We start from the raw sequence: 21,120 nt of genomic DNA on the forward strand, positions 1-21,120 counted from the left end.
TCCCCCGTCAAGGGGTCCCGTTGGGCCTTGAGCCGCGCTTAAGGTTCGGCCCCCGCCCGGCACCCGCGCTGACCTGCGAGCCAGTAGCGGGAAGTCAGCAGCGGGAAGTCAGTGGCGGGGAAGTCAGTAGCGCAGCGCGTTCGCCACCACGGCCTTCAGGCTGCCCGAGAGGTCCCGGTTGCTGCGCGCGGTGGCCTGGGCGCTCCGGCCGGCCGCCACGTCCTGGACCGTCACCGCGGTCGCGTCCTGCACCGTGCCGGAGTCGTCGGTGAAGTCGACCTGGATCACGTACCGGTACGACTGCTGCCCGTGGTTGGTGACGGTCAGCTCCACCTGCGCCCTGCCGTCCGAGCCGGTGCTCACCGCCCCGACGGCCACGTCACCCTTGGCGTCCAGCCCGCCCTTGATCCCGGAGACCGCCGAGGAGGCCGCCGACACCGCCGCCGAGGCCCGCGCCTCCGCCGAGGCGATCACCGCCCCCGCTCCGCCCGCCACCGAGGCCAGCGCCGAGGCGGCGGAGGCCGCGGCCGAGGCGCCCCGCTCGATCGCGGCGGAGGCCGAGGTGGCCACGCTGCTCGCGCTCTTTCCGGAGGAGCAGCCCGCCAGCGCCGCCGCGGCGACCATGGTGGCGGCCAACACCCCGGCCACCGCCCGGCGTTGGCGGCGCACCGGCGGCGCGTCCAGCTGCCGCGCGGTGATCCGCGGCCTCGAACCGATCCGGGTGAGCGGCTGGCGGTCCATGCGGTCCATGCGGTCCCTCGTTTCTGCCCCGGCGCCGGGCTGCCCGGCACGCCTTCCCGACCACCCTCCGAGGGCCGCCCAGTGGCCGCCAGCAGGACTGGTGCCTCCGGGTGACCGGGGCGAGCAGGCCGGCGAGGGCCGCCCGGGGGCCGCCGGCGCGTCAGGACAGCCCCGAGCCCTCCTGCTCGTCCGCCTCCATCGCGGCCCGCTCCTCGCGCAGCCGCACCACGTGCCGGCGCCGCGCCACCACGCCGTACGCCCCGGCGACGGACCCCGCGAAGGCCACCAGGCCCATCCACGGCTGGTCGAGGACGTGGCAGGTCAGGTGGTCCAGCGAGTACCGCCCCGGACCGGCCAGGCCGAGCGCCAGCCCGGCCGCGCCGAGGAAGGCCGGGTACTCGTAGCCGCCGGAGGTCGCGAAGAAGCCCCCGGGGGCGTGCACCGCCACCGCGCCGGCCATCGTCCCGGCCACCACCGCGCCGGCCGCGCCGGTGGCCAGCCCGGCGACCAGCAGCACGCCGCCGCCCGCCTCACCGGCGCCCGCCGCGATGGCGCTCTGCCGGCCCGGGTGGAAGCCCATGTGCTCCATCGCCTGGGCGGTGCCCTCCAGGCCTCCGCCGCCGAACCAGCCGAACAGCTTCTGGGTGCCGTGCGCGATCAGCACCCCGCCGACCGCGCCGCGCAGGGCCAGCAGGCCCAGGTCCTTACGGTTCAGACACATGTCGCATCCTCGTTCCCGGGGAGGTGATCCGACTTCCATGGGAGCCGAGAGCGCGCACCCGTTCGAGCCGGGACGGCCATCCGGGCGAATTCGTCGGCGACCGGGAATGAACCGCTCCCCGGCGAGATCCACGCCACGCCCGACCGCGGGGCGTGGCGGAGCGGCCGCACCGACCGCCGCGGTCATGCTTGGCGCATGTTCGTCTTCAATCTGAGCAGCGCCTTCATCACCTTCTTCGCCGTGGTCGGCCCGCCCAAGGTCCTGCTGGCCTTCGCCCGGCTGGCCTCCACCCGGAGCACCCGGGAACTGCGACGGCTGGCGGCGTGGAGCACGATCATCTCGGCGGTGATCGGCCTGGTGCTCGGCTTCACCGCGGACGAGGTCACCACGCTCTTCCACATCAGCGACCAGTCGCTGCAGCTCGCCGGCGGGACGATCTTCTTCATCTACGCGGTCGCGCTGGTCTTCGGCGTCCACCTCGGCGGCGAGAACGAGGACGACGACCACCTGCCGAACCCGATGGTGGACGGCATCCGCGAACTGCTGCTGCCGTACATCGCCAGCCCGCTCGCGATCACCGCCGTGCTGGTCGCCTCGCTCGCCCGCAACGACTGGAGCTGGAAGGCCACCATCGGCGGGGCCTACCTCGCGGTCGTGGTGATCAACTACGTCTGCGTGGCCCTGCTGGCGCCGCTGATGCAGCGCACCCACCGCACCTCGCTGGAGGTGCTCTCCCGGCTGCTCGGGCTGCTGCTGGCGGCGGTCGGCGTGGAGCTGTTCCTGACCGGCCTGGCCGGGCTCGGGGTCCACCTGCCCGAAGGGCACTGAGCCCGGCCGCCGCCCGTCAGGCCGCCACCCGTCAGGCCGCGGCCGCCGCCAGCCGGGCCAGCACCTCCCCGATCCGCTCCCGCACCAGCGGATCGGCGACCAGCCCGTCCGGGCCGACCGTCCCGCGGTCCAGCGGGATGCGGACGCAGGCCCCGTCCACCACCGCCGCGCCGGTGTAGCCGAGGACGGTGCGCAGGGTGGCCTCGGCGCCCTGGCCCCGGCCCGGGCCCGCCGCGTTGATCCAGCCGGCGGGCTTGTCCGCGATCTCCGTCCCGCCGACCGTCCAGTCCAGCAGGTTCTTGAAGGAGCCGGGCAGCGTCCCGGCGTACTCGGGGGTGCAGACCAGCAGCGCGTCGGCGGCCTCGACGGCGGCGCGCAGGGCGGCCACCGGCCCGGGCAGCGGGTCGGTGTCGTGGTCCGGGTTGAAGTGCGGCAGGCCGGCCAGCCCCGCGTAGTAGGTGGCCCGCAGGCCCGGGGTGGCGGCGGCCACGGCGGCGGCGGTGCGCAGCACCGTCTCGTTGGCGGAACCGGCCCGCAGGCTCCCGGGCAGCAGCAGGATGTGGCGCTCGTTCGGCATGCCGAGGAACCTACCGTTCCGGCCCCGGGCCGCTCGGCGGTCGCGACGGCGCCATCGCGCTGTGGCGCTACGGCTCCTACGCCCCGGCGGGCGCGACCACCGGCCGCCAGGGCACCGGGCTGGAGAGGATCATCGAGCTGGACGGCTGGCCGTAGCCGCCGAGCCGGTCGCACAGGGCCTCGAAATCGGCCATCGTGGGCACCGCGACCAGCAGCGCGCAGCAGGCCCCTCCGGTGACCCGGTGCAACTGGAGCACCTCCGGCCAGGCGGCCACCTGGGGGTCGCGCAGCACGCAGCGCGGACCGTAGCACTGGATCTGGACCAGCGCGGTGATCGGCAGTCCGGCCCGGCTGAGGTCCACGTGGGCGTGGTACCCGGTGATCACGCCGTCGGACTCCAGTCGGCGGACCCGTTCGGCCACCGCGGGTGCGGACAGGCTCACCCGGCGGGAGAGTTCGTTGTAGGAGAGCCTGGCGTCGGTCTGCAACTCGGCCAGCAGGCGGCGGTCGACGGCGTCCATGGCGGCTCCCGGAGTGACTGGAACGGGTGGTTTCGCGATCGTAAAGCGAATCGGCCGAACGCCTCGTGAACAACAGCCCGGATCGCGGTTGCGGTGTCCGTCGACCATTCAACCGGGGGGTCGCACCGCCGCACAATGGGCACCCCGGTGGAACCAGGCCGTCCGTCTGGTCGCCGGTCCGGGCGACGGGCCCGGGTGGATCAGGAGGAATCGGGATGGGGCACGACACGGTGGAGACGCCCAGCCTGTCGTTCGGTCGGCGCGGGGAGCCGGATCGGGGCACCCCGTACGCCCGCTACGTGTGCCTGGACGAGCTGCACAGCCTGCAGCACCCGCGCAGCAAGGTGCCGGCCGAGCTGTCGTTCATCGTCACCACGCAGGTGATGGAGCTGCTGTTCGACCTGTTGCGGCACGAGTGGACGCTCGCCCAGCGCGCGCTGCGCGAGGACGACCTGCCCGCCGCACTGGCCGCGCTGCGGCGCGGCACCCACGTGCAGGACGTGCTGGTGGAGTCCTGGGACCTGCTGGCCACCATGACGCCGCAGGAGTTCAACGGCTTCCGCGCGGCGTTCGGCCAGGCCTCCGGCTTCCAGTCCGCGGCCTTCCTGCACCTGGAGTTCCTGCTCGGCAACAAGAACGCCGCACTGCTCACGATGTACGACGGGATGCCGCGGACGCAGGCCGAGCTGACCGAGGCGCTGCGCTCCCCCGGCCTGTACGACGACGCGCTGGCCCTGCTGGCCCGGCGCGGCCTGCCGCTGCGCCCGGAGCCCTCCGAGGAGCGCTACCGCGCCAGCGACGAGGTCGCCGCGGCCTGGCGCCTGGTCTACACCGACCCGGAGCACGCCGGACTGCGGCCGCTCGCCGAGGCGCTGCTGGACGTCGCCGAGCGGGTCACCCGCTGGCGCCAGCGCCACCTGTCCGCGGTCAAGCGGACCATGGGCGGCAAGCCCGGCTCGGGCGGCTCCAGCGGGCTGAGCTGGCTGCGCAGGTCCGCCGAGCAGGACGTGTTCCCGGAGCTGTGGACGATCCGGGACGAGCTGTGAACGAGGGGATGGGCATGGTCACGCGCGAGGAGTGCGCGGCGCTGGACGCCGTCGACCCGCTGGCGGCGTTCCGCAAGGAGTTCGCCCTGCCGGACGGGGTGGTCTACCTGGACGGGAACTCGCTCGGCGCGCTGCCGGTGCGCACCGCGGAGCGGGTGCGGCAGGTGGTCGAGGAGGAGTGGGGCCGGGAGCTGATCCGCAGCTGGAACGACGCCGGCTGGTTCGAGCAGCCCTACCGGCTGGGGCGGCGGATCGCCCCGCTGGTCGGGGCTGGGCCGGAGGAGGTGGTGGTCTGCGACACCACCTCGGTGAACCTGTTCAAGGTGCTCGTCGCCGCGCTGCGGCTGCGCCCCGGGCGGCGCACGGTGCTGGGCGACGGCGAGGCGTTCCCGACCGACCTGTACATCGCCGAGGGCGCCACCGGCCTGGTCGAGGGCGCGCGCAGCGTGCTGGTCCGGCCCGAGGAGCTGGACCGGCACCTGGACGGCGACGTCGCCGCGGTCGTCCTCTCGCACGTGGACTACCGCACCGGCGAGCTGCTGGACCTGCCCGGGATCACCGCCCGGGTGCAGGCCGCGGGCGCGCTGATGATCTGGGACGTCTGCCACTCGGTGGGCGCGCTGCCGGTCGAACTCGGCGCCGCGGGAGCGGACTTCGCGGTCGGCTGCACCTACAAGTACCTGAACGGCGGCCCCGGCTCGCCGGCCTTCCTGTACGTCGCCGAGCGGCACCTCGCGGCCGGCCCGCGGCAGCCGCTGAGCGGCTGGTTCGGGCACGCCCGCCCGTTCGCCTTCGAGCCCGGGTACGACCCCAAGCCGGGCATCGGGCGCTTCCTGACCAGTTCGCCGTCGCTGCTCGGGCAGGCCGCGCTGGGCGCGAGCCTGGACGTCTGGGAGCGCGCCGACCCGGCCGCCGTCCGGGCGAAGAGCCTGGCCCTGACCGACCTGTTCATCGGACTGGTCGAGGGGCTGGACGGGATCGAGGTGGTGACCCCGCGCGAGCACGCCCGGCGGGGCAGCCAGGTCGCGCTGCGGCACGCCGACGGCTACCCGGTGGTGCAGGCGCTGATCGCGCGCGGCGTGATCGGGGACTTCCGCGCGCCCGACCTCATGCGGTTCGGCTTCACCCCGCTGTACCTCTCGTACACCGACGTCTGGGACGCGGCCCGGGAGCTGGCCGAGGTGCTGGCCGGCGGGGAGTGGCGGGAGGAGCGGTTCTCCCGCCGGGGCGAGGTGACCTGAGGCCCGGCGCCGCGCCGCGGCCCACCGTGGAACAGTGACGCACGTCATGCCCAGGTAAAGTTCGACCCTCATCGCCCTTGGGAAACCTCCTGATTGACTCACCGTCAGCCACAAGGGGAGGTTTGCGTGAACATCGAACTCGGACCGCTTTCGCCCGAACCCTTCATGCTGGCCCTGGGGTTGACCCTGTTCTTCCTGATCACGTGGACGCTGGGCCACCGCATCCTCCCCCGCGTCGAGCGGATCCAGGCCGAGCGGTGGGACGCGACCGAGGGCCGCGCCGAACGCGCCGAAGCCATCCGCGCCGAAGCCGAGGCCGCCCACGACGCCGGCCGGCAGGAACTGGCCCAGGCCCGGCACGAGGCGGCCCGGATCCGACAGGAGTACGCCGAGCAGGGCGCGGCGGCCGTCGCCGCGGCCCGCGCGGAGGGCATCCGCGACCGGGACCGGCTGGTCACCGCCACCCACGCGCGGATCGCCGCCGACCGGGCCGAAGCCGCCGAACAACTCCGGCAGGACGTAGGAGAGTTGGCCGTGACGCTGGCCGGCCGGGTGGTCGGTGAACCGGTGCACGCCGTCGCCGCCGGCCGCCGCACGGTGGACCGCTTCTTCCGCTCCCGCTGAGCCGCCGTCGGCCCCTCGCCCGTGCTGGGCGAGGGGCCGACGCATGCCCGCGGCGGGCCGTCGACACGGCCCAGGCCGCCCGGTCGGGGTCGACACGGGCGGCCTGGGCCGTTGTTGTCGTTGTTGCCGTTGTTCAAACGTTCAGACGTTCCTTGCGAGCGCTAGCTGTGGCGACCGCGACGGCGGGCGGCCAGGACGGCGAGACCGCCGAGGCCGAGCAGGCCGACGCCGGCCAGGCCGAAGACCACCGGGGCGTTGCCCGCGCCGGTGGAGGGCAGCTCACCACCACCACCGGGGTGGCGGCTGGTCGGGTGCTCGGACGGGTGGTGGCTGGTCGGGACCGGGCCCGAGCTGGACGGACTGGCCGAGGGCGAGGAGGACGGTGACGACGACGGCGAGGAAGAGGGCGACGACGACGGCGAGGAGGGCGGGGAGGAAGACGGCGAGGAGGACGGTGACGACGACGGCGAAGAGGAGGGCGAGGAGGACGGCGAGGAGGACGGGGACGACGACGGCGAGGTGGAAGGCGACGGGCTCGGCGTCGTCTGGCAGTCCGGCAGGTCCCCGTCGAACGGGTAGCTGTGGATCTCGTAGCCGCCGGTGCCGGTGTGGATCAGGTTGCCCGCGAGGTACACCCGGCCGTTCATCCCGGGCTGGGCGATGGTCGTGGTGCCGCCCGGGTTGCCGGCCAGGACCGAGCCCTGGAACTGGGCACTGCCGAGGATCTGCGCCGAGGTCGCGGTCGGGAAGTTGTACATCAGCTTCGACCGCATGTCGGTGGTCTGGTCCCCGGCCAGGCCGGTGCCGGTGTAGGTGTTGATGATCGGGCTGTCCCCGAGCATGTTCACCACCACGGTGGCCCCGGCCGGGATGTTGTTGAAGACCAGTCCGATCTGCCCGCCGCTCGGCGAGGCGAGGTTCTGGGTGACGTTGAAGACCTGCTTCAGGCTGGTCCCGTCACCGGTGAAGGTCGCCTGGCTGGAGGAGATGTCGACGGTGCCGGTCGCGGCGGCCTTGCCGACGCAGTCGGAGATCTCCTCGATCTGGGTGAGCACCGTCTGGTACGGGGCGGCGGCGTTCGGGTCCTGGATCGACTGGCCGGTGGGGTCGATGCTGACGGTGCCGGTGACGGTGCCCGCGTGGCGCAGGTTGCCGAAGGCCGGGCCGTGGGAGTCGCTCCCGCCGATCAGGATCGAGTTGCCGGTCACGACGTCGACGTTGCCGCCGGTGGTGACGAAGTCGCTGCCGTTGGGCGGCACGACGCGCGAGCCGACGCCGACGACGCCCATGTTGTAGATGCCGCCGCCGTTCTTCTCGACGGTCAGGTTCCCCAGCGTGACGATCTTGCCCTCGGCCTCCGCGGCGCGACCGGTCACGGTGTAGTCGCCGCCGGTGAAGACGTTGATGCTGGCGTCCCGGCCGGGGAAGTCGCCGTTGTTCGGCGGCGGCCAGGTGGCGGGGCAGTCGGGGCCCGTGCAGGCGCCCAGCGGCGGGGCGAGCGGCGCGGCCGAACCGACCGTCAGCACGGCCGCCAGCGGCAGCGCCGCGACGACGGTCGCCACGGCGACCCGGACGGTCCGACGCCTGCGGGTGGCGGGTTCTCTTCTCACGGCGGTCGTTCTGTGATCCGGCGTACCGGTGCCCTGACCCATCGACACATTCCTCCGCGCATAGGAAAAGGAGCAGGTGCGCACAACCTGCCCCGTTCGTACTATCTGCTGGCGATCCCGCAGATCCGGGACATCCAACCTTAAATCGGGCGATTCCTACCCTACAGATCCTCAGATCCGATCCGAGAATCCACCGCGCGGCGCAGCAGTCGCCTCCCACCGGCCCTGCCCGGACGACCTCCGCGCCGCCCCCGCCCGACGCCCGCGCCCGTTAGGTTGGAGCAATGACCTCCGAGGCCCAGGACCAGAGCACGCCGCTCGTCGCCGTCGCGTCCGCCGACGCCGTACTGCGGCACCCCGAAGCGGGCGAGCACCTGCTCACCCCCCTCGAACTCGAACGCGCCGCCCGCTTCCGGCACGAGTCCGGGCGGATCGACTTCACCGCCGGCCACGTGCTGGTCCGGCTCTGCGCCGCCCGGCTGCTCGACGTCCCGGCGGCCTCGCTCACGCTCGCCCAGCAGTGCCCGGACTGCGGCCTGGCCGACCACGGCAAGCCGTACCTGCCGGACCACCCCGAGGTGCACGTGAGCCTGTCGCACACCCGGGGCGTGGTCGCGGCCGGAGCCGGCCACCAGCCGGTCGGGGTGGACGTGGAGCTGGCCGCGCGCGGCGGGTCGCTGGGCGCGGTCGCCCGCCGGGTGCTCTCCCCCGCCGAACTGCGCCTGGTCGAGGCGGCACCGGAGCCGGACCAGGCGTTCCTGCGGCTGTGGGTGCGCAAGGAGTCGCTGATCAAGATCGGGCGGGCCACCCTGGACACCCTGGCCTCCGTCGACCTGTCCGACCTGCCCCTGGACGTCCCGCCCGGCGCCCCGCTGCGCAGCCGCCACCAGGACCTGCACCTGCTCGACTGGGCCGACCCGGAGCACGGCGCCGCCGTCGCGGCGGTCAGCACCGCCGCGCCGAGGATCGTCCGGCTGACGACGGCGGGCTGACCAGGGCGGAGCTCCGCCGCCCTGCGGAACGAGCACGCCCACCCGCGCGGCAGGCCCCCGGATAAGCGGTGTTAGCGTGCCTGATCGCGGGCGCGCCGCCACCGGACGCCCGCCGCACCAGCTGCCCACCGCCGGATGTAAGGGTGTCCCCGCCATGGCCAAGTTCCTGCTGAGCCTGCACGTCCTCGCGTCGGTCCTGTTCATAGGCCCGGTCGCGGTGGCCGTCAGCATGTTCCCGCGCCGGGCCAAGGCCGCGCTGGCCGGCGGGCCGGACCAGGCCTCGGACGCGGGCGTGCTGCGGATCCTGCACCGGATCACCCAGGTCTACGCCCTGCTGGGGGTCGCGGTGCCGGTGATGGGCATCGGCCTCGCCCAGGTGATGGACGTGCTCGGGCAGTCCTGGATCATCGTCTCGATGGTGCTCACCGCGATCGCCGCGCTCTCGCTGCTGCTCTTCGTCCTGCCCGGGCAGCAGGCCGCGGTGGACGCGCTCGGCGCCGACACCGCGCCGGAGCAGCACGCCAAGGCCGTCCAGGGCCTGCGGCTGCTGCCGATGACGGCCGGGGTGTTCAACCTGCTGTGGGCGGTGGTCGTGGTGCTGATGGTCATCCGGCCGGGGTCGAGCACCGGCGTCTGAGCCGGGCCCCCGAAGCCGTACCGAAGCCGTAGCGAACGAGGGACTCCACCGCCCGGCCGTGCCGGCCGAAGCCACGCCGACCGGGCCGGAAGGCCCTCTCCCCCGGGGCGGGCCCGGTCCAGTACCGTCCTGGCCATGACGATCATGGCGGGCATGGGCAGCCCGACGGGTACCGGAGTCGGTCCGCTGCTGCGCGGCTGGCGCGAACGGCGACAGCTCAGCCAGCTGCAACTGGCCCTGCGGGCGGACTCCTCGACCCGGCACCTCAGCTTCGTCGAGAACGGCCGGTCCCGCCCGAGCCGGGAGCTGGTGCTGCGGCTCGCCGAGCACCTGGACGTCCCGGTCCGCGAGCGCAACACCCTGCTGCTCGCGGCCGGCTACGCCCCGCACTTCCCCGAGACGCCGCTGGACGACCCGTCGATGGACGCGCTGCGCGGCGGCCTGGAGCGGCTGCTCGCCGCCCACGACCCGTACCCGGCGCTGGTCGTCGACGGGACCTTCCGGGTGCTGGCGGCCAACCGCTCGCTCGGGCTGCTCCTCGACGGCGTCGCCCCGCACCTGCTGGAACCGCCGCTCAACGCGATGCGGATCGCCCTGCACCCCGAGGGGCTGGCGCCGCGCATCGTGAACCTGCCGCAGTGGCGGCGGCACCTGCTGGAGCGGGTGGAGCACCGGATCGAGCTGCTGCGCGGCGAGGCGCTGCGGCGGCTGTACGAGGAGGTCGCCGGCTACCCGACGGCGGCGGACGACCCGGGCCCGGGCGGGGAGCAGGCGGACGGCGCCGGGCTGTTCCCGTTCGCGCTGCCGATGCGGATCCGGCACGAGGGGCGGGTGCTGTCGTTCCTGTCCACCATCACGACCTTCAACACGCCGCTGGACGTGACGGTCTCCGAACTGGCCATGGAGACCCTCCTGCCGGCCGACGCGGAGACGGTGCGGTTCCTCCAGGACGCGGTCGGCCCGGAGCGCTGAGCCCGGTTCAGGTGCGGCGCCCCTCGGTGCCGCCCCCGACGCCCCCGACGCCCCCGACGCGGCCGTCGCGGCCGTCACGTCGGCGCAGCGCGGTGAACTGGAGGACGGCGAACAGGGCCACCACCACCGCCTGCACCGGGATCCAGACGGCGCCGACCGTGGTCGGCTCCAGCCAGGCCGCCATCGCCACCAGGCTGAGCACCACCCAGACGGCATTGAGGTCGATCACCGCCCGCACCGCGAGCCGCGGCGGCCACCGGCGGGCGGCCAGGGCGCCGACCCCGAGGGCGTAGCCGGTGAGGAAGAGCCCGAGGGCGAGCAGGACACCACGGCCGACCCCGAGCAGTTCGCCGACCGGGCCGGCGAAGGCCAGGTAGACGAGGCCGTTGCCGCCGGTGACCAGGGCGTCCAGGGCGAGCACGCCGCGCACCGTCCACAGGGGGGAGGCGGAGCCGGGGCGGGCGGGCGTGAGGGTGTTCGCGGACATGGCGGGTCAGCCTCCTGGCGGGGACGGGGCCCGGCGGCGGTGACGCCGGCCGGGCCCCCCACCCTGCCCGCCCGGCCGCCGGGCGTCGATTACCCCGCAGGTAAGGGCCCGGGGCCGAGACCGGTCGCCGGGGCGCTCAGGGCCGCGCCCCCGGCGACCGGCCGCCTCAGCCCGGCAGCCCGAAGAGCTCGGCGGCGTTGTCGTGGCAGACGGCCCGCAGCCACTCCTCCCCCAGGCCCAGCCCGGCCAGCGCCTCCAGCTGGTGCACGTACCGGTACGGGATGTTGGGGAAGTCGCTGCCGAGCAGGACGCGGTCCTGGAGACCGCGCAGGCGCGGCAGTTCGGCGCGCGGGAACGGGACGTCGGCCTCGGCGAAGTCCGTGAAGGCGATCGTGGTGTCCAGCCGGACGGCCGGGTGGCGCTCGGCGAGGTCGAGGAAGTCGCGGTACTCGGGCATGCCGAGGTGGGCGACCACCAGGACCAGTCCGGGGTGGCGCTTCAGCACCTCGCCGATCGGACCGGGGCCGGTGAAGTCTCCCGGCACCGGTCCGGACCCGCAGTGGGTGACCACCGGCGTGCCGGTCTCGGCGAGCAGCCCCCACACCTCGTCCAGCTGCCGGTCCGCCGGGTCGTAGCCGCCGACCTGCACGTGCGCCTTGAACACCCGGGCGCCGTCCTCGATCGCGCGGGCCACGTAGCCGGGCGCCTCGGGCTCGGGGAAGAACGTCGCGGTGTGCAGGCACTCCTGGGTGCGGGCGGCGAAGTCGGCCGACCAAGCGTTCAGCCAGCCGGCCATGCCCGGCTTGTGCGGGTAGAGCATCGAGGTGAACGCCCGGACGCCGAAGTCCCGCAGCCGCTGGACGCGCTGCTCCTCGGCCTCGCGGTAGGTGATCGGCCAGGGCCGGTTCACCAGCGGGCCGGCCGCGTCGAAGTACGCCCACACCTTGTCGAGGACGTTCTTCGGCATGAAGTGGGTGTGCACGTCGATGAGGCCCGGCAGGCCCAGGGACTGCCAGAACGCGCGGACCCCCTGGGATTCGCTCACGCCGGCACCGGGCGGGCCCGGTCGATGATCCCGGCGGTGTCGACGCCGGACGGCAGGGTGCCGAAGGCGGAGCCGCGGTCGCCGGCGAGGCGGGTGGCGCAGAACGCGTCCGCCACCGCCGGGCTGCCGTGGCGGACCAGCAGCGCGCCCTGGAAGGCCAGCGCCATCGACTCGACCAGCCGGCGCGTCCGGTACTCCAGGTCGGCCTGGTCGGTGAGCTGCTTGCGCAGGTCGGCGACGGCCGCGTCCAGCCGGCGGTCCGCCCCGGCGGCGGCGTCGAGCTCGCCGAGGAAGGCTTCGACCGTCTCCGGGCGCTTCGCCATGGCGCGCAGCGCGTCCAGGGCGGCGACGTTGCCGGAGCCCTCCCAGATCGACACCAGCGGCGCCTCCCGGTAGAGCCGGGGCATCCCGGACTCCTCGACGTAGCCGTTGCCGCCCAGGCACTCCAGCGCCTCGGCGGCGTGCGCCGGGCCGCGCTTGCAGACCCAGTACTTGGCCACCGCCAGGCCCAACCGCCGTACCAGCGCCTCGGGTTCGTCCCCGGCCAGGGCCAGGTCGGTGCTCTGGGCGAGCCGCATCGCGACGGCGGTGGCCGCCTCGGACTCCACCACCAGGTCGGCGAGCACGTTGCGCATCAGCGGCTGGTCCACCAGCGGCCGGCCGAACGCGCGCCGGTGCAGGGCGTGGTGCACGGCCCGGGTGGCGCCGTAGCGCATGCCGGAGGCCGCGCCGACGGTGCAGTCCAGACGGGTCATGTTGACCATCTCGATGATGGTCGCCACCCCGCGCCCCTCCTCACCGACCAGCCAGCCGACCGCGCCGTCGTACTCCAGCTCGGCGGAGGCGTTGGACTTGTTGCCGAGCTTGTCCTTGAGCCGCATCAGCTGGAGGCGGTTACGGGCGCCGTCCGGGAGGACGCGCGGCAGCATGAAGCAGCTGAGCCCGCCCGGCGCCTGGGCGAGCGTCAGGAACAGGTCGGACATCGGCGCCGAGGTGAACCATTTGTGGCCGGTCAGCCGGTAGGTGCCGTCCGGGTGCGGGGTCGCGGTGGTGGTGTTGGTGCGGACGTCCGAGCCGCCCTGCTTCTCGGTCATCGACATGCCGGCGATCAGCCCGCGCTTGGTGCGCGGCTCGCGCAGCCCGAAGTCGTACGTGGTGGCGGCCAGCAGCGGCTCCAACTCGCCCGCCAGGGAGGGGTTGGCGCGCAGGGCCGGGACGGCGGCGTAGGTCATCGAGATCGGGCAGGTGTGGCCGGCCTCGACCTGCCCCCAGACGAAGAACTTGGCGGCCCGGGCGGAGTGGGCGCCGGGCCGCTCGTCCCGCCAGGGCGCGGCGTGCAGGCCGTGGGAGACGGCGGTGCGCATCAGCTCGTGCCAGGCCGGGTGGAACTCGACCTCGTCGACGCGGTGGCCGAAGCGGTCGTGGGTGCGCAGGACGGGCGGGTTCTCGTTGGCCAGCCGGCCCCACTCGGCGGCCTGCTCGGAGCCGGCCAGGCGGCCGAGCTCGTGCAGCTCGGCCTCGGCCCAGCCGGCGCCGGCCCGGTGCAGGGCGGCGAGCAGGGTCGGATCGGCGGCGGTGTCGTGTCCGTACGGCAGGGGCACCTGGTTGGTGACCTCATGCGTCGCTGTCATCGCGTCCTCCCAGGGCACGCAGAGTGAAGGAGACCAGGGCGGGGACCACGTCGGTGGTGCCCGCCGGCTTCGTGGGCGCGGCCGTCCGTGTGGGCGCGGCCGTTGCCTCAGGCTCGGGCGCGGCCGCGAGCGGGCCGGCCAGCGCCTCGCCGACCGCACCGACCAGCGCGGCGGCGGTCAGCACCGGGTCCTGCTCGGGGAGTTCGCCGCTCGCCACGGCGGCGGCGATCTCGGTGGCGATCACGTCCCGGAACGCCCGGCGGAACACCAGGCGCTCACTGTCCACGACCGCGTCGGCCGGCTCGACCAGCAGCGCGTACGCCAGCCGGGGCGCGCGCAGGGCGCGGGCGGCGAAGGTCTCGACGACCGCGGCGATCCGCTGCCGCGGGCCCTCCCGGAGGGCGACGGCCGCGTTGACGGCCGCCATCTCGCGGGTGACCACCCGGCGGAACAGCTGCACGGACAGCTCGGCCTTGTTGGCGAAGTGCTGGTAGAGGCTTCCGGTGGCGATCCCGGCGCGGTCCGCCACGGCGGCCATCGTGCAGCCGCCGTAGCCGCGTTCGGCGAGCAGCAGGACGGCCGCCTGCAGCACGGCCTCGCGCTGGGTGTCCAGCCGGGCTTGGACGGCGGGCGTGCGTCGGTAGGCCATAGAAGCATTGAAGCACTGATTCAGTTCTTCAGATAGGGGTCGGCCCCGCCGTATGCGCGAGGAGGCCGCCCCCGACTGGGGACGGCCTCCTCCAAGGCGTCACACGGTGTCACGGCCCGCCGGTCACAGCGGGTGGCGCTCTACAGCGGGTGGCGCTGCGACTCCAGCTTCAGGCCCTCCTCGTCGAGCGGGCCGAACGGCGGGATCTGCTGCTTCTTGCCGAGCGAGCGGGCGGCGTCCTGGTCGCCCAGGCCGGCCCACTCCAGCACCTTGGCGGTCGCCTCCGCCGACTGCGCGGCCGGCAGCTGGCCGATGTTGGAGCCGTGGTTGCCGCCCGGCACGGTGTAGACGTAGCTGTCGTCACTGCCCCGGCCCAGCTTGAACGGCTTGGCGCCCCACGGGTCGTTGCCGCCGTAGACGTAGATGATCCGCTCGGCGTCGTGCTTCACCCAGCGGTCGATGTCCCGCATCGTGTTCGGGTTGAAGGAGATCGGGATGTCCTTCGGCACGTACGACCGGGCCGAGTACAGCTCCTTGTAGTCGTAGTGCAGCACGCCCTTGAGGTGCGAGACGTCGAAGAACGGCGCACCCAGCTCGGTCGCGGCCTGGTAGTAGTACGCGGTGTACTTCGCCAGCGACTGGTCGCTGTTGCCGGTGATGCCGGACTGCGAGTCGAACCACGCGTACAGCGCGTCGTCGGTCGCGGTGGCCGCGGCCGGGACCTTGGCGCAGTCCGCCTCGGTGCTGTACTGCCAGAACGCCCAGACCACGTCGAGCACGCCCGCCTCGTACGCCCGGTCCGGCGTGCCGAGGGTGTTGAAGGTCGAGCCGGCGGCCTTGTTGTCGGCCACGTAGCGGGTCTCCAGGCGGTCGCGGCGCACCAGCAGCTCGCGCTGGGCGGCGTTCAGCGCGGCCCGGCACTCGGGGGTGCCGACGGTGCGGAAGAAGTTGGTGTAGGCCGCGTAGTCGTTGACGTCGGTGTTGTTCGGCGCCACGTACGCGATCGTGCCCGCGACGTCGTCCGGGTAGAAGCGGCGGAAGTAGGTGGAGGACATGCCGCCCTTGCTGGCGCCGGTGGAGAGCCACTCCTGCTGGTAGATCCGCTTGAGCGCGGTCACCAGCCGGTGCGAGTCGGCGGCCTGCTGGCGGATGCCGGCCTTGGACCAGTCCGCCGGCTCGGGGCGCGACGGGGTGAAGTACCGGTACTCGATGGACACCTGGTTGCCGTCCACCAGCCGGGTCGGCTCGGTGCGGGACGGGTTGGTGCCCAGCGTGTAGCCGTTGGTGTAGAAGACGGTCGGGCGGTCGTAGCCCCGGTGCAGCACGCTGAAGCGCTGCTGGAAGGTGCCCAGCCAGGGGCGGAAGTGGTCGATCGGCTGGGTGTAGGTGAGCAGGAAGTAGCGGTGGCCGGTGGTGGTCGGCTTCTCCTCGGTGATCGTCACCCCGGGGATCGCCGCCAGCCGGTCCTTGATGTCGGCATTCGGGTCGTCGGCGGGGCTCCGGCCGTGGGCGGCCCCGGCGGCGTCGGCGCCCTGGGCACCGGCGGCCAGCGCCGGGGTCGCCAGGCCGCCGAGCGCGAGCAGCGGTATCAGCAGGACGGAAACCAGCAGCCTTCGCAGCGTGGTGGTCATCAACTCTCCATTGGTCAAACGGATATGACTGCCGCCCTGTCGGGACCGACAGTGCGGCGCGGGTGGTGCGGCGGCCGCCCGGTGGACGGCCGAATGGGCCACCCGCCGTTCACGGGTGGCCCATCGGGGATCGGTGCTGGTCAGCGCGGTCGCCCCGGTTCCGTCACGTCGTGACGGTCGGGCGCGGGGCGGCGGTCAGGTCAGGTCGGGTCAGGGCCTTCGCGACGGTCGAGTCAAGGCCGTCCCGACGGTCGGGCCAGGGCCGTCCCGACGGTCGGGTCAGGGCCGGACCAGGGTGCAGCCGGGCAGGGTGAGGTCGAACCGGTTGCCGGCGGCGAAGCAGGCCGGGATGCCGTAGGTCTCCTGGGCGTAGCCGATGCCCTGGTGCACCGTCACCGAGCCGTTCTCGTCGACCTCACACGGGTTGTCGAGGGTGCAGGACTCGCCGTTCTCGTTGATCGTGTTGTTGACCGCGACCACCTGCCCGGTGTTCGCGTCCACCACCGGCGAGCCGGAGGTGCCGCCGATCACGTTGCAGCCGGAGGTGTAGCGGACCGAGTCCTTGAAGGTCCAGTCGGCCTCGTTCAACTGGTAGGCGAAGCCGTCGATCGAGCAGGAGTAGATCTTCTTCCAGTAGCCCGAGACGACCTTGATCGAGGTGCCCTGCGTGGGGTGGGCGGCGGAGATGGTCAGCGGGGCGATCCCGTACCGGGACTGGATCGAGGCGTAGCTGGTGTTCAGCTGGTAGATCGACACGTCGGTGTCGGTCATGGCGCCGTAGACCACCTTGGTCGCGCGCAGGGTGCCGAGTCCGCTGCCGCTGGAGCTGAGGAGGGTGAAGGTCCGGCTGGAGGGCTGGTTGAGGATCACCTCGCCGGGGCCGGGCATCCCGGACTCCAGGCAGTGGCCGTTGGACAGGACGAGGGCCGGGTCGCTCGCGGCCGAGCCTGGCATCCGGACCAGCGAACCGGAACAGTTGTTGAGCGCCACCGTCCCGGCGAAGTTGACGGCGCGGGGGGCCGCCTTGGTGTCGGTGACCTGGGCCTGGTCGCTCAGGGACTGGCCGTCCCGGGCCGCGACGGACACGGCGGCGGGGGCCTCCGCGGTGGCGGCCTGGGCCGGGAGGGCGCCGGCGAGGGCGGTTGCTCCGGCGACCAGGACGGTGGCGAGCATGCCTATGAGCGGCTTCTTCATGAGAGACCTCTCGGTGTGGGGGTGCACCAAAGCTGTCGCGGACATGACTCACTGTCAAGAGTCAAGACGACACCAAGAAAGCACTTCGGCCGCAATGGCTCGTTCGCGCGGTGGCGGCGGTGCGCCGACCCCTCCCTTCGCACCGCCGATCGCGTCAACCCGCCCCACGGCCCCCGTCCGCCACGTACTGTGGCGACATCGGACGGGTGACCACAGGGGGCAGGAGTGACTACCGAGTACCGCAGCGACGCGCCGTCGGAGCCCACGGGGGCGGGTGGGCGGTTGCTCGCCGTGAGCGACCTGCACATCTCCTACCAGGAGAACCGCGACCTGGTGGAGAAGCTCCGGCCCACCAGCCCCGACGACTGGCTGCTCGTCGCCGGAGACGTCGCCGAGCTCACCACCAGCATCGAGTGGGCGCTCGGGCTGCTCGCCGAACGCTTCGCCCGCGTGGTGTGGGCCCCCGGCAACCACGAGCTGTGGACCCACCCCGAGGACCCGGTGCAGCTACGCGGCGTGGCCCGCTACGACCACCTGGTCGACCTCTGCCGGAGCCTCGGCGTGCTGACCCCCGAGGACCCGTACCCGCTCTGGCAGGGCGCCGGCGGCCCGGCCCGCATCGCCCCGCTCTTCCTCCTGTACGACTACTCCTTCCGCGCGCCGGGCACGACCACCAAGGAGGAGTCCCTGGCGGCCGCCTACGAGAGCGGCATCGTCTGCGCGGACGAGCGGATGCTCCACCCGGACCCGTTCCCGGACCGCGACTCCTGGTGCCGCGAGCGCGTCCGGCTGACCGAGCAGCGGCTGGCGGCCTGCGACCCGGACGTACCGCTCGTCCTGGTCAACCACTACCCACTGGTCCGCCACCCCACCGAGATCCTCTGGTACCCCGAGTTCGCCCAGTGGTGCGGCACCGAACTGACCGCGGACTGGCACCGCCGCTTCAACACCGCGGCGATGATCTACGGCCATCTGCACATCCCCCGCAAGACCAGTTACGACGGCGTCCCGTTCGAGGAGGTCTCGCTCGGCTACCCGCGCGAGTGGCGCAAGCGCGGGCTGCCGGAGCCGCTGCTGCGCGAGGTCTTCCCGCAGGCGTAGGTGCGCGCCGCCCCGCCGCCCGACCGTCCGGCGGCGGGGCAGATCTCCGACGGATCAGGCCCCCTGCGCCTGCTCCCCCGCCTCCTCCCCTGCCTTCTCCTGCGCCTTCTCCTGCGCCTCCTCGAAGGTCGCCGACGCCTCCGGCCGGGCGAGCGTGACCACCAGGTCGCCGTCGCTCACCTCCGCGATCAGCGTGTCGCCCTCCTGCACCGTGCCGTCCAGCAGCAGGTTGGACACCCGGTTGTCCAGCTCCGACTGGATCGTCCGGCGCAACGGCCGGGCCCCGAACTCCGGCTGGTACCCGCGGTTGACCAGCCACTCCTTGGCCGCCTCGGTGACCTCCAACCGCACGTCCTGCGCCTTGAGCCGGCGCCGGCTGCGCTCCAGCAGCAGGTCGACCACCGACAGCAGGTCCTTCCGGGTGAGCGCGTGGAAGACGATCACCTCGTCGATCCGGTTCAGGAACTCCGGCCGGAACTGCTGGCGCAGGTCGCGCATCAGGTCGTCGCGGATCTCGTCCACGTTCCCGGCGTGGTCGAGGATGCGCTGCGAGCCGATGTTGCTGGTCATGATCACCACGGTGTTGCGGAAGTCGACCGTCCGCCCCTGGGCGTCGGTCAGCCGCCCGTCGTCCAGCACCTGGAGCAGCAGGTTGAAGACGTCCGGGTGCGCCTTCTCCACCTCGTCGAAGAGCAGCACGCTGTACGGCTTGCGGCGGACGGCCTCGGTCAGCTGCCCGGCCTCGTCGTAGCCGACGTACCCGGGCGGGGAGCCGACCAGTCGGGAGACGGTGTGCTTCTCCTGGAACTCGCTCATGTCGAAGCGGATCATCCGGTCCGGGTCGCCGAACAGCAGCGCCGCCAGTGCCTTCGCCAGCTCGGTCTTGCCCACGCCGGTCGGCCCGAGGAAGAGGAAGGAGCCGGTCGGCCGGTCCGGGTCGCCCATCCCGGCCCGGCCGCGGCGCACCGCCTGGGCGACCGCGGTGACCGCCTCGTCCTGGCCGATCACCTTCTCGTGCAGGTGCTCCTCCAGCTTGAGCAGCCGCTCCCGCTCGGTCGCGTTCAACTCCGCGACCGGGATGCCGGTCCGGGACGACAGCACCTGCGCGATGTCGTCGGCGGTCACGTCGACGACCTCCTCGCGGGACTCGGCGACGGCCGCCAGCTCGTCCTCGGTCTGCCGCAGCTCGGCCTTCAGGTTGGCCGCCCGCACGAACTCCTCGTCCGCGACGGCCTCGTCCAACTCCCGCTTCAGCTTGGTGATCCGGTCCTGCACCCCGGTCGCCTCGGTCGAGCCGCTCAGGCTGCGCAGCCGCACCCGGGCGCCGGCCTGGTCCAGCAGGTCGATCGCCTTGTCCGGCAGGAAGCGGTCGCTGACGTACCGGTCGGACAGCGTCGCCGCCGCGTCCAGCGCCTCGTCGGTGAACCGCACCTGGTGGTGCGCCTCGTACGCGTCCCGCAGCCCCCGCAGGATCTCGACCGTCTCCTCGACGCTCGGCTCGGGCACCAGCACCGGCTGGAAGCGGCGCTCCAGCGCGGCGTCCTTCTCCACGTGCTTGCGGTACTCGTCCAGCGTCGTCGCGCCGACCACGCTCAGTTCGCCGCGTGCCAGCGCCGGCTTGAGGATGTTGCCGGCGTCCATCGACCCCTCGCCGCCGGAACCCGCGCCGACCACGGTGTGCAGCTCGTCCAGGAACAGGATCACGCTCTTCTCGGCCGCCGTGACCTCGTCGATCACCTTCTTCAGCCGCTCCTCGAACTCGCCCCGGTACTTGGAGCCGGCCACCAGGGCGGTCAGGTCGAGGGTGACGACCCGCTTGTCCCGCAGGCTCTGCGGCACGTCCCCGGAGACGATCCGCTGCGCCAGCCCCTCCACGATCGCGGTCTTGCCGACACCCGGCTCGCCGATCAGCACCGGGTTGTTCTTGGTCCGGCGGGAGAGGATCTCGACGGTCTGCTCGATCTCCTCGGCCCGCCCGACCACCGGGTCCAGCCGGCCCGAGCGCGCCGCCTCGGTGAGGTCCAGCCCGTACTCGTCCAGCGTCGGCGTCTCGCTCGGGTGCGCGCCCGTGCTGCTGCGCTCCCCGCCGACGCCGCGCCCCTCCAGCACCGTCTTCAGCGCCTCCTGCGAGGGCGCCGCGTTGCGCAGCGCCGTCCCCGCCCCGGACCGCTCCTGGTCCAGCAGCGCGCCGAGGATGTGCTCCGGCCCGATGTACGAGGCCCCGGCCGCCTGCGAACGGGCGTGCGCCGCCAGCAGCGCACGCTTGGCCGACGGCGTCAGCGCGGGCTGCCCGCCGTCCACCGCCGCCCCGTCCCCGGACGGCAGCGACCGCTCCAGGTCACCGGCCAACTGGTCCGGGTCGATCCCCGCCCGCTCCAGCATCCGGCGCGACGGCTCCACCCGGGTGGCCGCCCAGGCCAGGTGCCCGGTGTCGAGGTCGCTGGTCCCGTCCTCGCCGGCCCGGTGCGCGGCCAGCCCCAGCAGCTCCTGCGAGGACTCGCTCAGCAACCGCCCGATCGGCACCCGCTGCACGGCGGGCGGGGAGGCCATCGGACTCATCCCGAAGAAGCGGCTGAGTAGATCGGAGAACGGATCGCTCGATCCGAACGGGGGCATGGTCACGGAGGATCACCTCTCCCAAGCGGTGTGCAGCCACCCAAACACAGCCCGCCCCACCCCGCCTCCCGAGCCCCGGCCCCTCCCGCCCCCTGACGGCACCCCCCAACTCCCCCGCCCCGTCGGCCGCGCCGACGGAGCGGCCCGGGAAACGACGGAGGGCCGGGCCCCCGAGACGGGAGACCCCGGGGCGGCCCACCCGACGGGCGGGGGGGGGGGCGGGTGGGGACCCCCGACAAAAAGCTTTTTAGGGTTGC

Annotated in this window: 20 protein-coding genes; 8 read left to right on the forward strand and 12 right to left on the reverse strand. The window is 73.4% G+C overall.

The window, feature by feature from the left end; translation table 11 throughout:
- Positions 1-123 precede the first annotated feature (123 nt).
- Positions 124-750, reverse strand: coding sequence for a hypothetical protein (locus AB0O19_RS34380; protein WP_363625189.1), 627 nt, complete (start codon positions 748-750; stop codon positions 124-126).
- Between the two features lie 151 nt (positions 751-901).
- A complete protein-coding gene (locus AB0O19_RS34385) occupies positions 902-1,462 on the reverse strand; it encodes a DoxX family membrane protein (protein ID WP_363580756.1) in 561 nt (186 codons plus the stop codon).
- A gap of 195 nt (positions 1,463-1,657) precedes the next feature.
- On the opposite strand from AB0O19_RS34385, the gene AB0O19_RS34390 reads away from it, so the two are divergent.
- Positions 1,658-2,290 carry a MarC family protein gene (locus AB0O19_RS34390; RefSeq protein ID WP_363625191.1) on the forward strand — a complete coding sequence of 211 codons (633 nt, stop codon included), beginning with the start codon at positions 1,658-1,660 and terminating at the stop codon, positions 2,288-2,290.
- 31 nt (positions 2,291-2,321) lie between these two features.
- Here the strand turns inward: AB0O19_RS34390 and AB0O19_RS34395 are convergent, their stop codons facing one another.
- Together AB0O19_RS34395 and AB0O19_RS34400 are read right to left on the reverse strand one after the other, a co-directional pair.
- Positions 2,322-2,867: an NADPH-dependent FMN reductase gene (locus AB0O19_RS34395; protein WP_363625193.1), complete on the reverse strand. Its 546-nt coding sequence runs from the start codon at positions 2,865-2,867 to the stop codon at positions 2,322-2,324.
- Positions 2,868-2,943: 76 nt separating this feature from the next.
- Positions 2,944-3,387, reverse strand: coding sequence for an Lrp/AsnC family transcriptional regulator (locus tag AB0O19_RS34400; RefSeq protein ID WP_063347413.1), 444 nt, complete (start codon positions 3,385-3,387; stop codon positions 2,944-2,946).
- Positions 3,388-3,602: 215 nt separating this feature from the next.
- Here AB0O19_RS34400 and AB0O19_RS34405 point away from each other — a divergent pair, with 215 nt between their 5' ends.
- From AB0O19_RS34405 to AB0O19_RS34415, 3 genes are all read left to right on the forward strand, one after another.
- Positions 3,603-4,433, forward strand: a complete 831-nt coding sequence (locus AB0O19_RS34405; RefSeq protein WP_363580750.1) for a tryptophan 2,3-dioxygenase family protein — start codon at positions 3,603-3,605, stop codon at positions 4,431-4,433.
- Between the two features lie 14 nt (positions 4,434-4,447).
- Positions 4,448-5,674: a kynureninase gene (kynU, locus tag AB0O19_RS34410; RefSeq protein ID WP_363625195.1), complete on the forward strand. Its 1,227-nt coding sequence runs from the start codon at positions 4,448-4,450 to the stop codon at positions 5,672-5,674.
- 126 nt (positions 5,675-5,800) lie between these two features.
- Positions 5,801-6,298: a hypothetical protein gene (locus AB0O19_RS34415; RefSeq protein ID WP_363580746.1), complete on the forward strand. Its 498-nt coding sequence runs from the start codon at positions 5,801-5,803 to the stop codon at positions 6,296-6,298.
- A gap of 161 nt (positions 6,299-6,459) precedes the next feature.
- Here AB0O19_RS34415 and AB0O19_RS34420 read toward each other — a convergent pair whose 3' ends face one another.
- Positions 6,460-7,908 carry a choice-of-anchor A family protein gene (locus tag AB0O19_RS34420; RefSeq protein ID WP_363625197.1) on the reverse strand — a complete coding sequence of 483 codons (1,449 nt, stop codon included), beginning with the start codon at positions 7,906-7,908 and terminating at the stop codon, positions 6,460-6,462.
- Between the two features lie 284 nt (positions 7,909-8,192).
- Between AB0O19_RS34420 and AB0O19_RS34425 the strand changes: the two genes are divergently transcribed.
- The 3 genes from AB0O19_RS34425 (at position 8,193) to AB0O19_RS34435 (ending at position 10,509) form a co-directional block, all read left to right on the forward strand.
- A complete protein-coding gene (locus AB0O19_RS34425; protein ID WP_363625199.1) occupies positions 8,193-8,900 on the forward strand; it encodes a 4'-phosphopantetheinyl transferase superfamily protein in 708 nt (235 codons plus the stop codon).
- Between the two features lie 154 nt (positions 8,901-9,054).
- Entirely contained in the window at positions 9,055-9,537 is a 483-nt protein-coding gene (locus AB0O19_RS34430) for a DUF2269 family protein (protein WP_063347418.1), read from the forward strand.
- A 135-nt stretch (positions 9,538-9,672) separates the two neighbouring features.
- Positions 9,673-10,509 carry a helix-turn-helix transcriptional regulator gene (locus AB0O19_RS34435; protein WP_363580740.1) on the forward strand — a complete coding sequence of 279 codons (837 nt, stop codon included), beginning with the start codon at positions 9,673-9,675 and terminating at the stop codon, positions 10,507-10,509.
- A 7-nt stretch (positions 10,510-10,516) separates the two neighbouring features.
- Here AB0O19_RS34435 and AB0O19_RS34440 read toward each other — a convergent pair whose 3' ends face one another.
- The 6 genes from AB0O19_RS34440 to AB0O19_RS34465 all read right to left on the reverse strand — a co-directional run bounded on the left by AB0O19_RS34440 (position 10,517) and on the right by AB0O19_RS34465 (position 17,146).
- Positions 10,517-10,996 carry a hypothetical protein gene (locus tag AB0O19_RS34440; RefSeq protein ID WP_363625201.1) on the reverse strand — a complete coding sequence of 160 codons (480 nt, stop codon included), beginning with the start codon at positions 10,994-10,996 and terminating at the stop codon, positions 10,517-10,519.
- A gap of 166 nt (positions 10,997-11,162) precedes the next feature.
- A complete protein-coding gene (locus AB0O19_RS34445; protein WP_363625203.1) occupies positions 11,163-12,041 on the reverse strand; it encodes an amidohydrolase family protein in 879 nt (292 codons plus the stop codon).
- The gene (locus AB0O19_RS34450; protein WP_363625205.1) at positions 12,038-13,672 is read right to left on the reverse strand and encodes an acyl-CoA dehydrogenase family protein; all 1,635 of its coding nucleotides are present in this window, start codon (positions 13,670-13,672) and stop codon (positions 12,038-12,040) included. The genes AB0O19_RS34445 and AB0O19_RS34450 overlap by 4 nt, the downstream gene beginning before the upstream one ends.
- Positions 13,656-14,321 carry a TetR/AcrR family transcriptional regulator gene (locus AB0O19_RS34455; protein ID WP_363625207.1) on the reverse strand — a complete coding sequence of 222 codons (666 nt, stop codon included), beginning with the start codon at positions 14,319-14,321 and terminating at the stop codon, positions 13,656-13,658. Before AB0O19_RS34455 ends, AB0O19_RS34450 begins: the two co-directional genes overlap by 17 nt.
- Positions 14,322-14,461: 140 nt before the next feature.
- Complete coding sequence (locus tag AB0O19_RS34460; RefSeq protein WP_363625209.1) at positions 14,462-15,952, reverse strand: S28 family serine protease; 1,491 nt, start codon at positions 15,950-15,952, stop codon at positions 14,462-14,464.
- 279 nt (positions 15,953-16,231) lie between these two features.
- Positions 16,232-17,146: a serine protease gene (locus AB0O19_RS34465; protein ID WP_363580728.1), complete on the reverse strand. Its 915-nt coding sequence runs from the start codon at positions 17,144-17,146 to the stop codon at positions 16,232-16,234.
- 225 nt (positions 17,147-17,371) lie between these two features.
- Here AB0O19_RS34465 and AB0O19_RS34470 point away from each other — a divergent pair, with 225 nt between their 5' ends.
- A complete protein-coding gene (locus tag AB0O19_RS34470) occupies positions 17,372-18,247 on the forward strand; it encodes a metallophosphoesterase (protein ID WP_363625211.1) in 876 nt (291 codons plus the stop codon).
- A gap of 54 nt (positions 18,248-18,301) precedes the next feature.
- Here AB0O19_RS34470 and AB0O19_RS34475 read toward each other — a convergent pair whose 3' ends face one another.
- Positions 18,302-20,869, reverse strand: coding sequence for an AAA family ATPase (locus AB0O19_RS34475; protein WP_363625213.1), 2,568 nt, complete (start codon positions 20,867-20,869; stop codon positions 18,302-18,304).
- Positions 20,870-21,120 lie beyond the last annotated feature (251 nt).

Origin of the sequence: Kitasatospora sp. NPDC091276, from assembly GCF_040684355.1 — a bacterium.
Taxonomy (GTDB): domain Bacteria; phylum Actinomycetota; class Actinomycetes; order Streptomycetales; family Streptomycetaceae; genus Kitasatospora.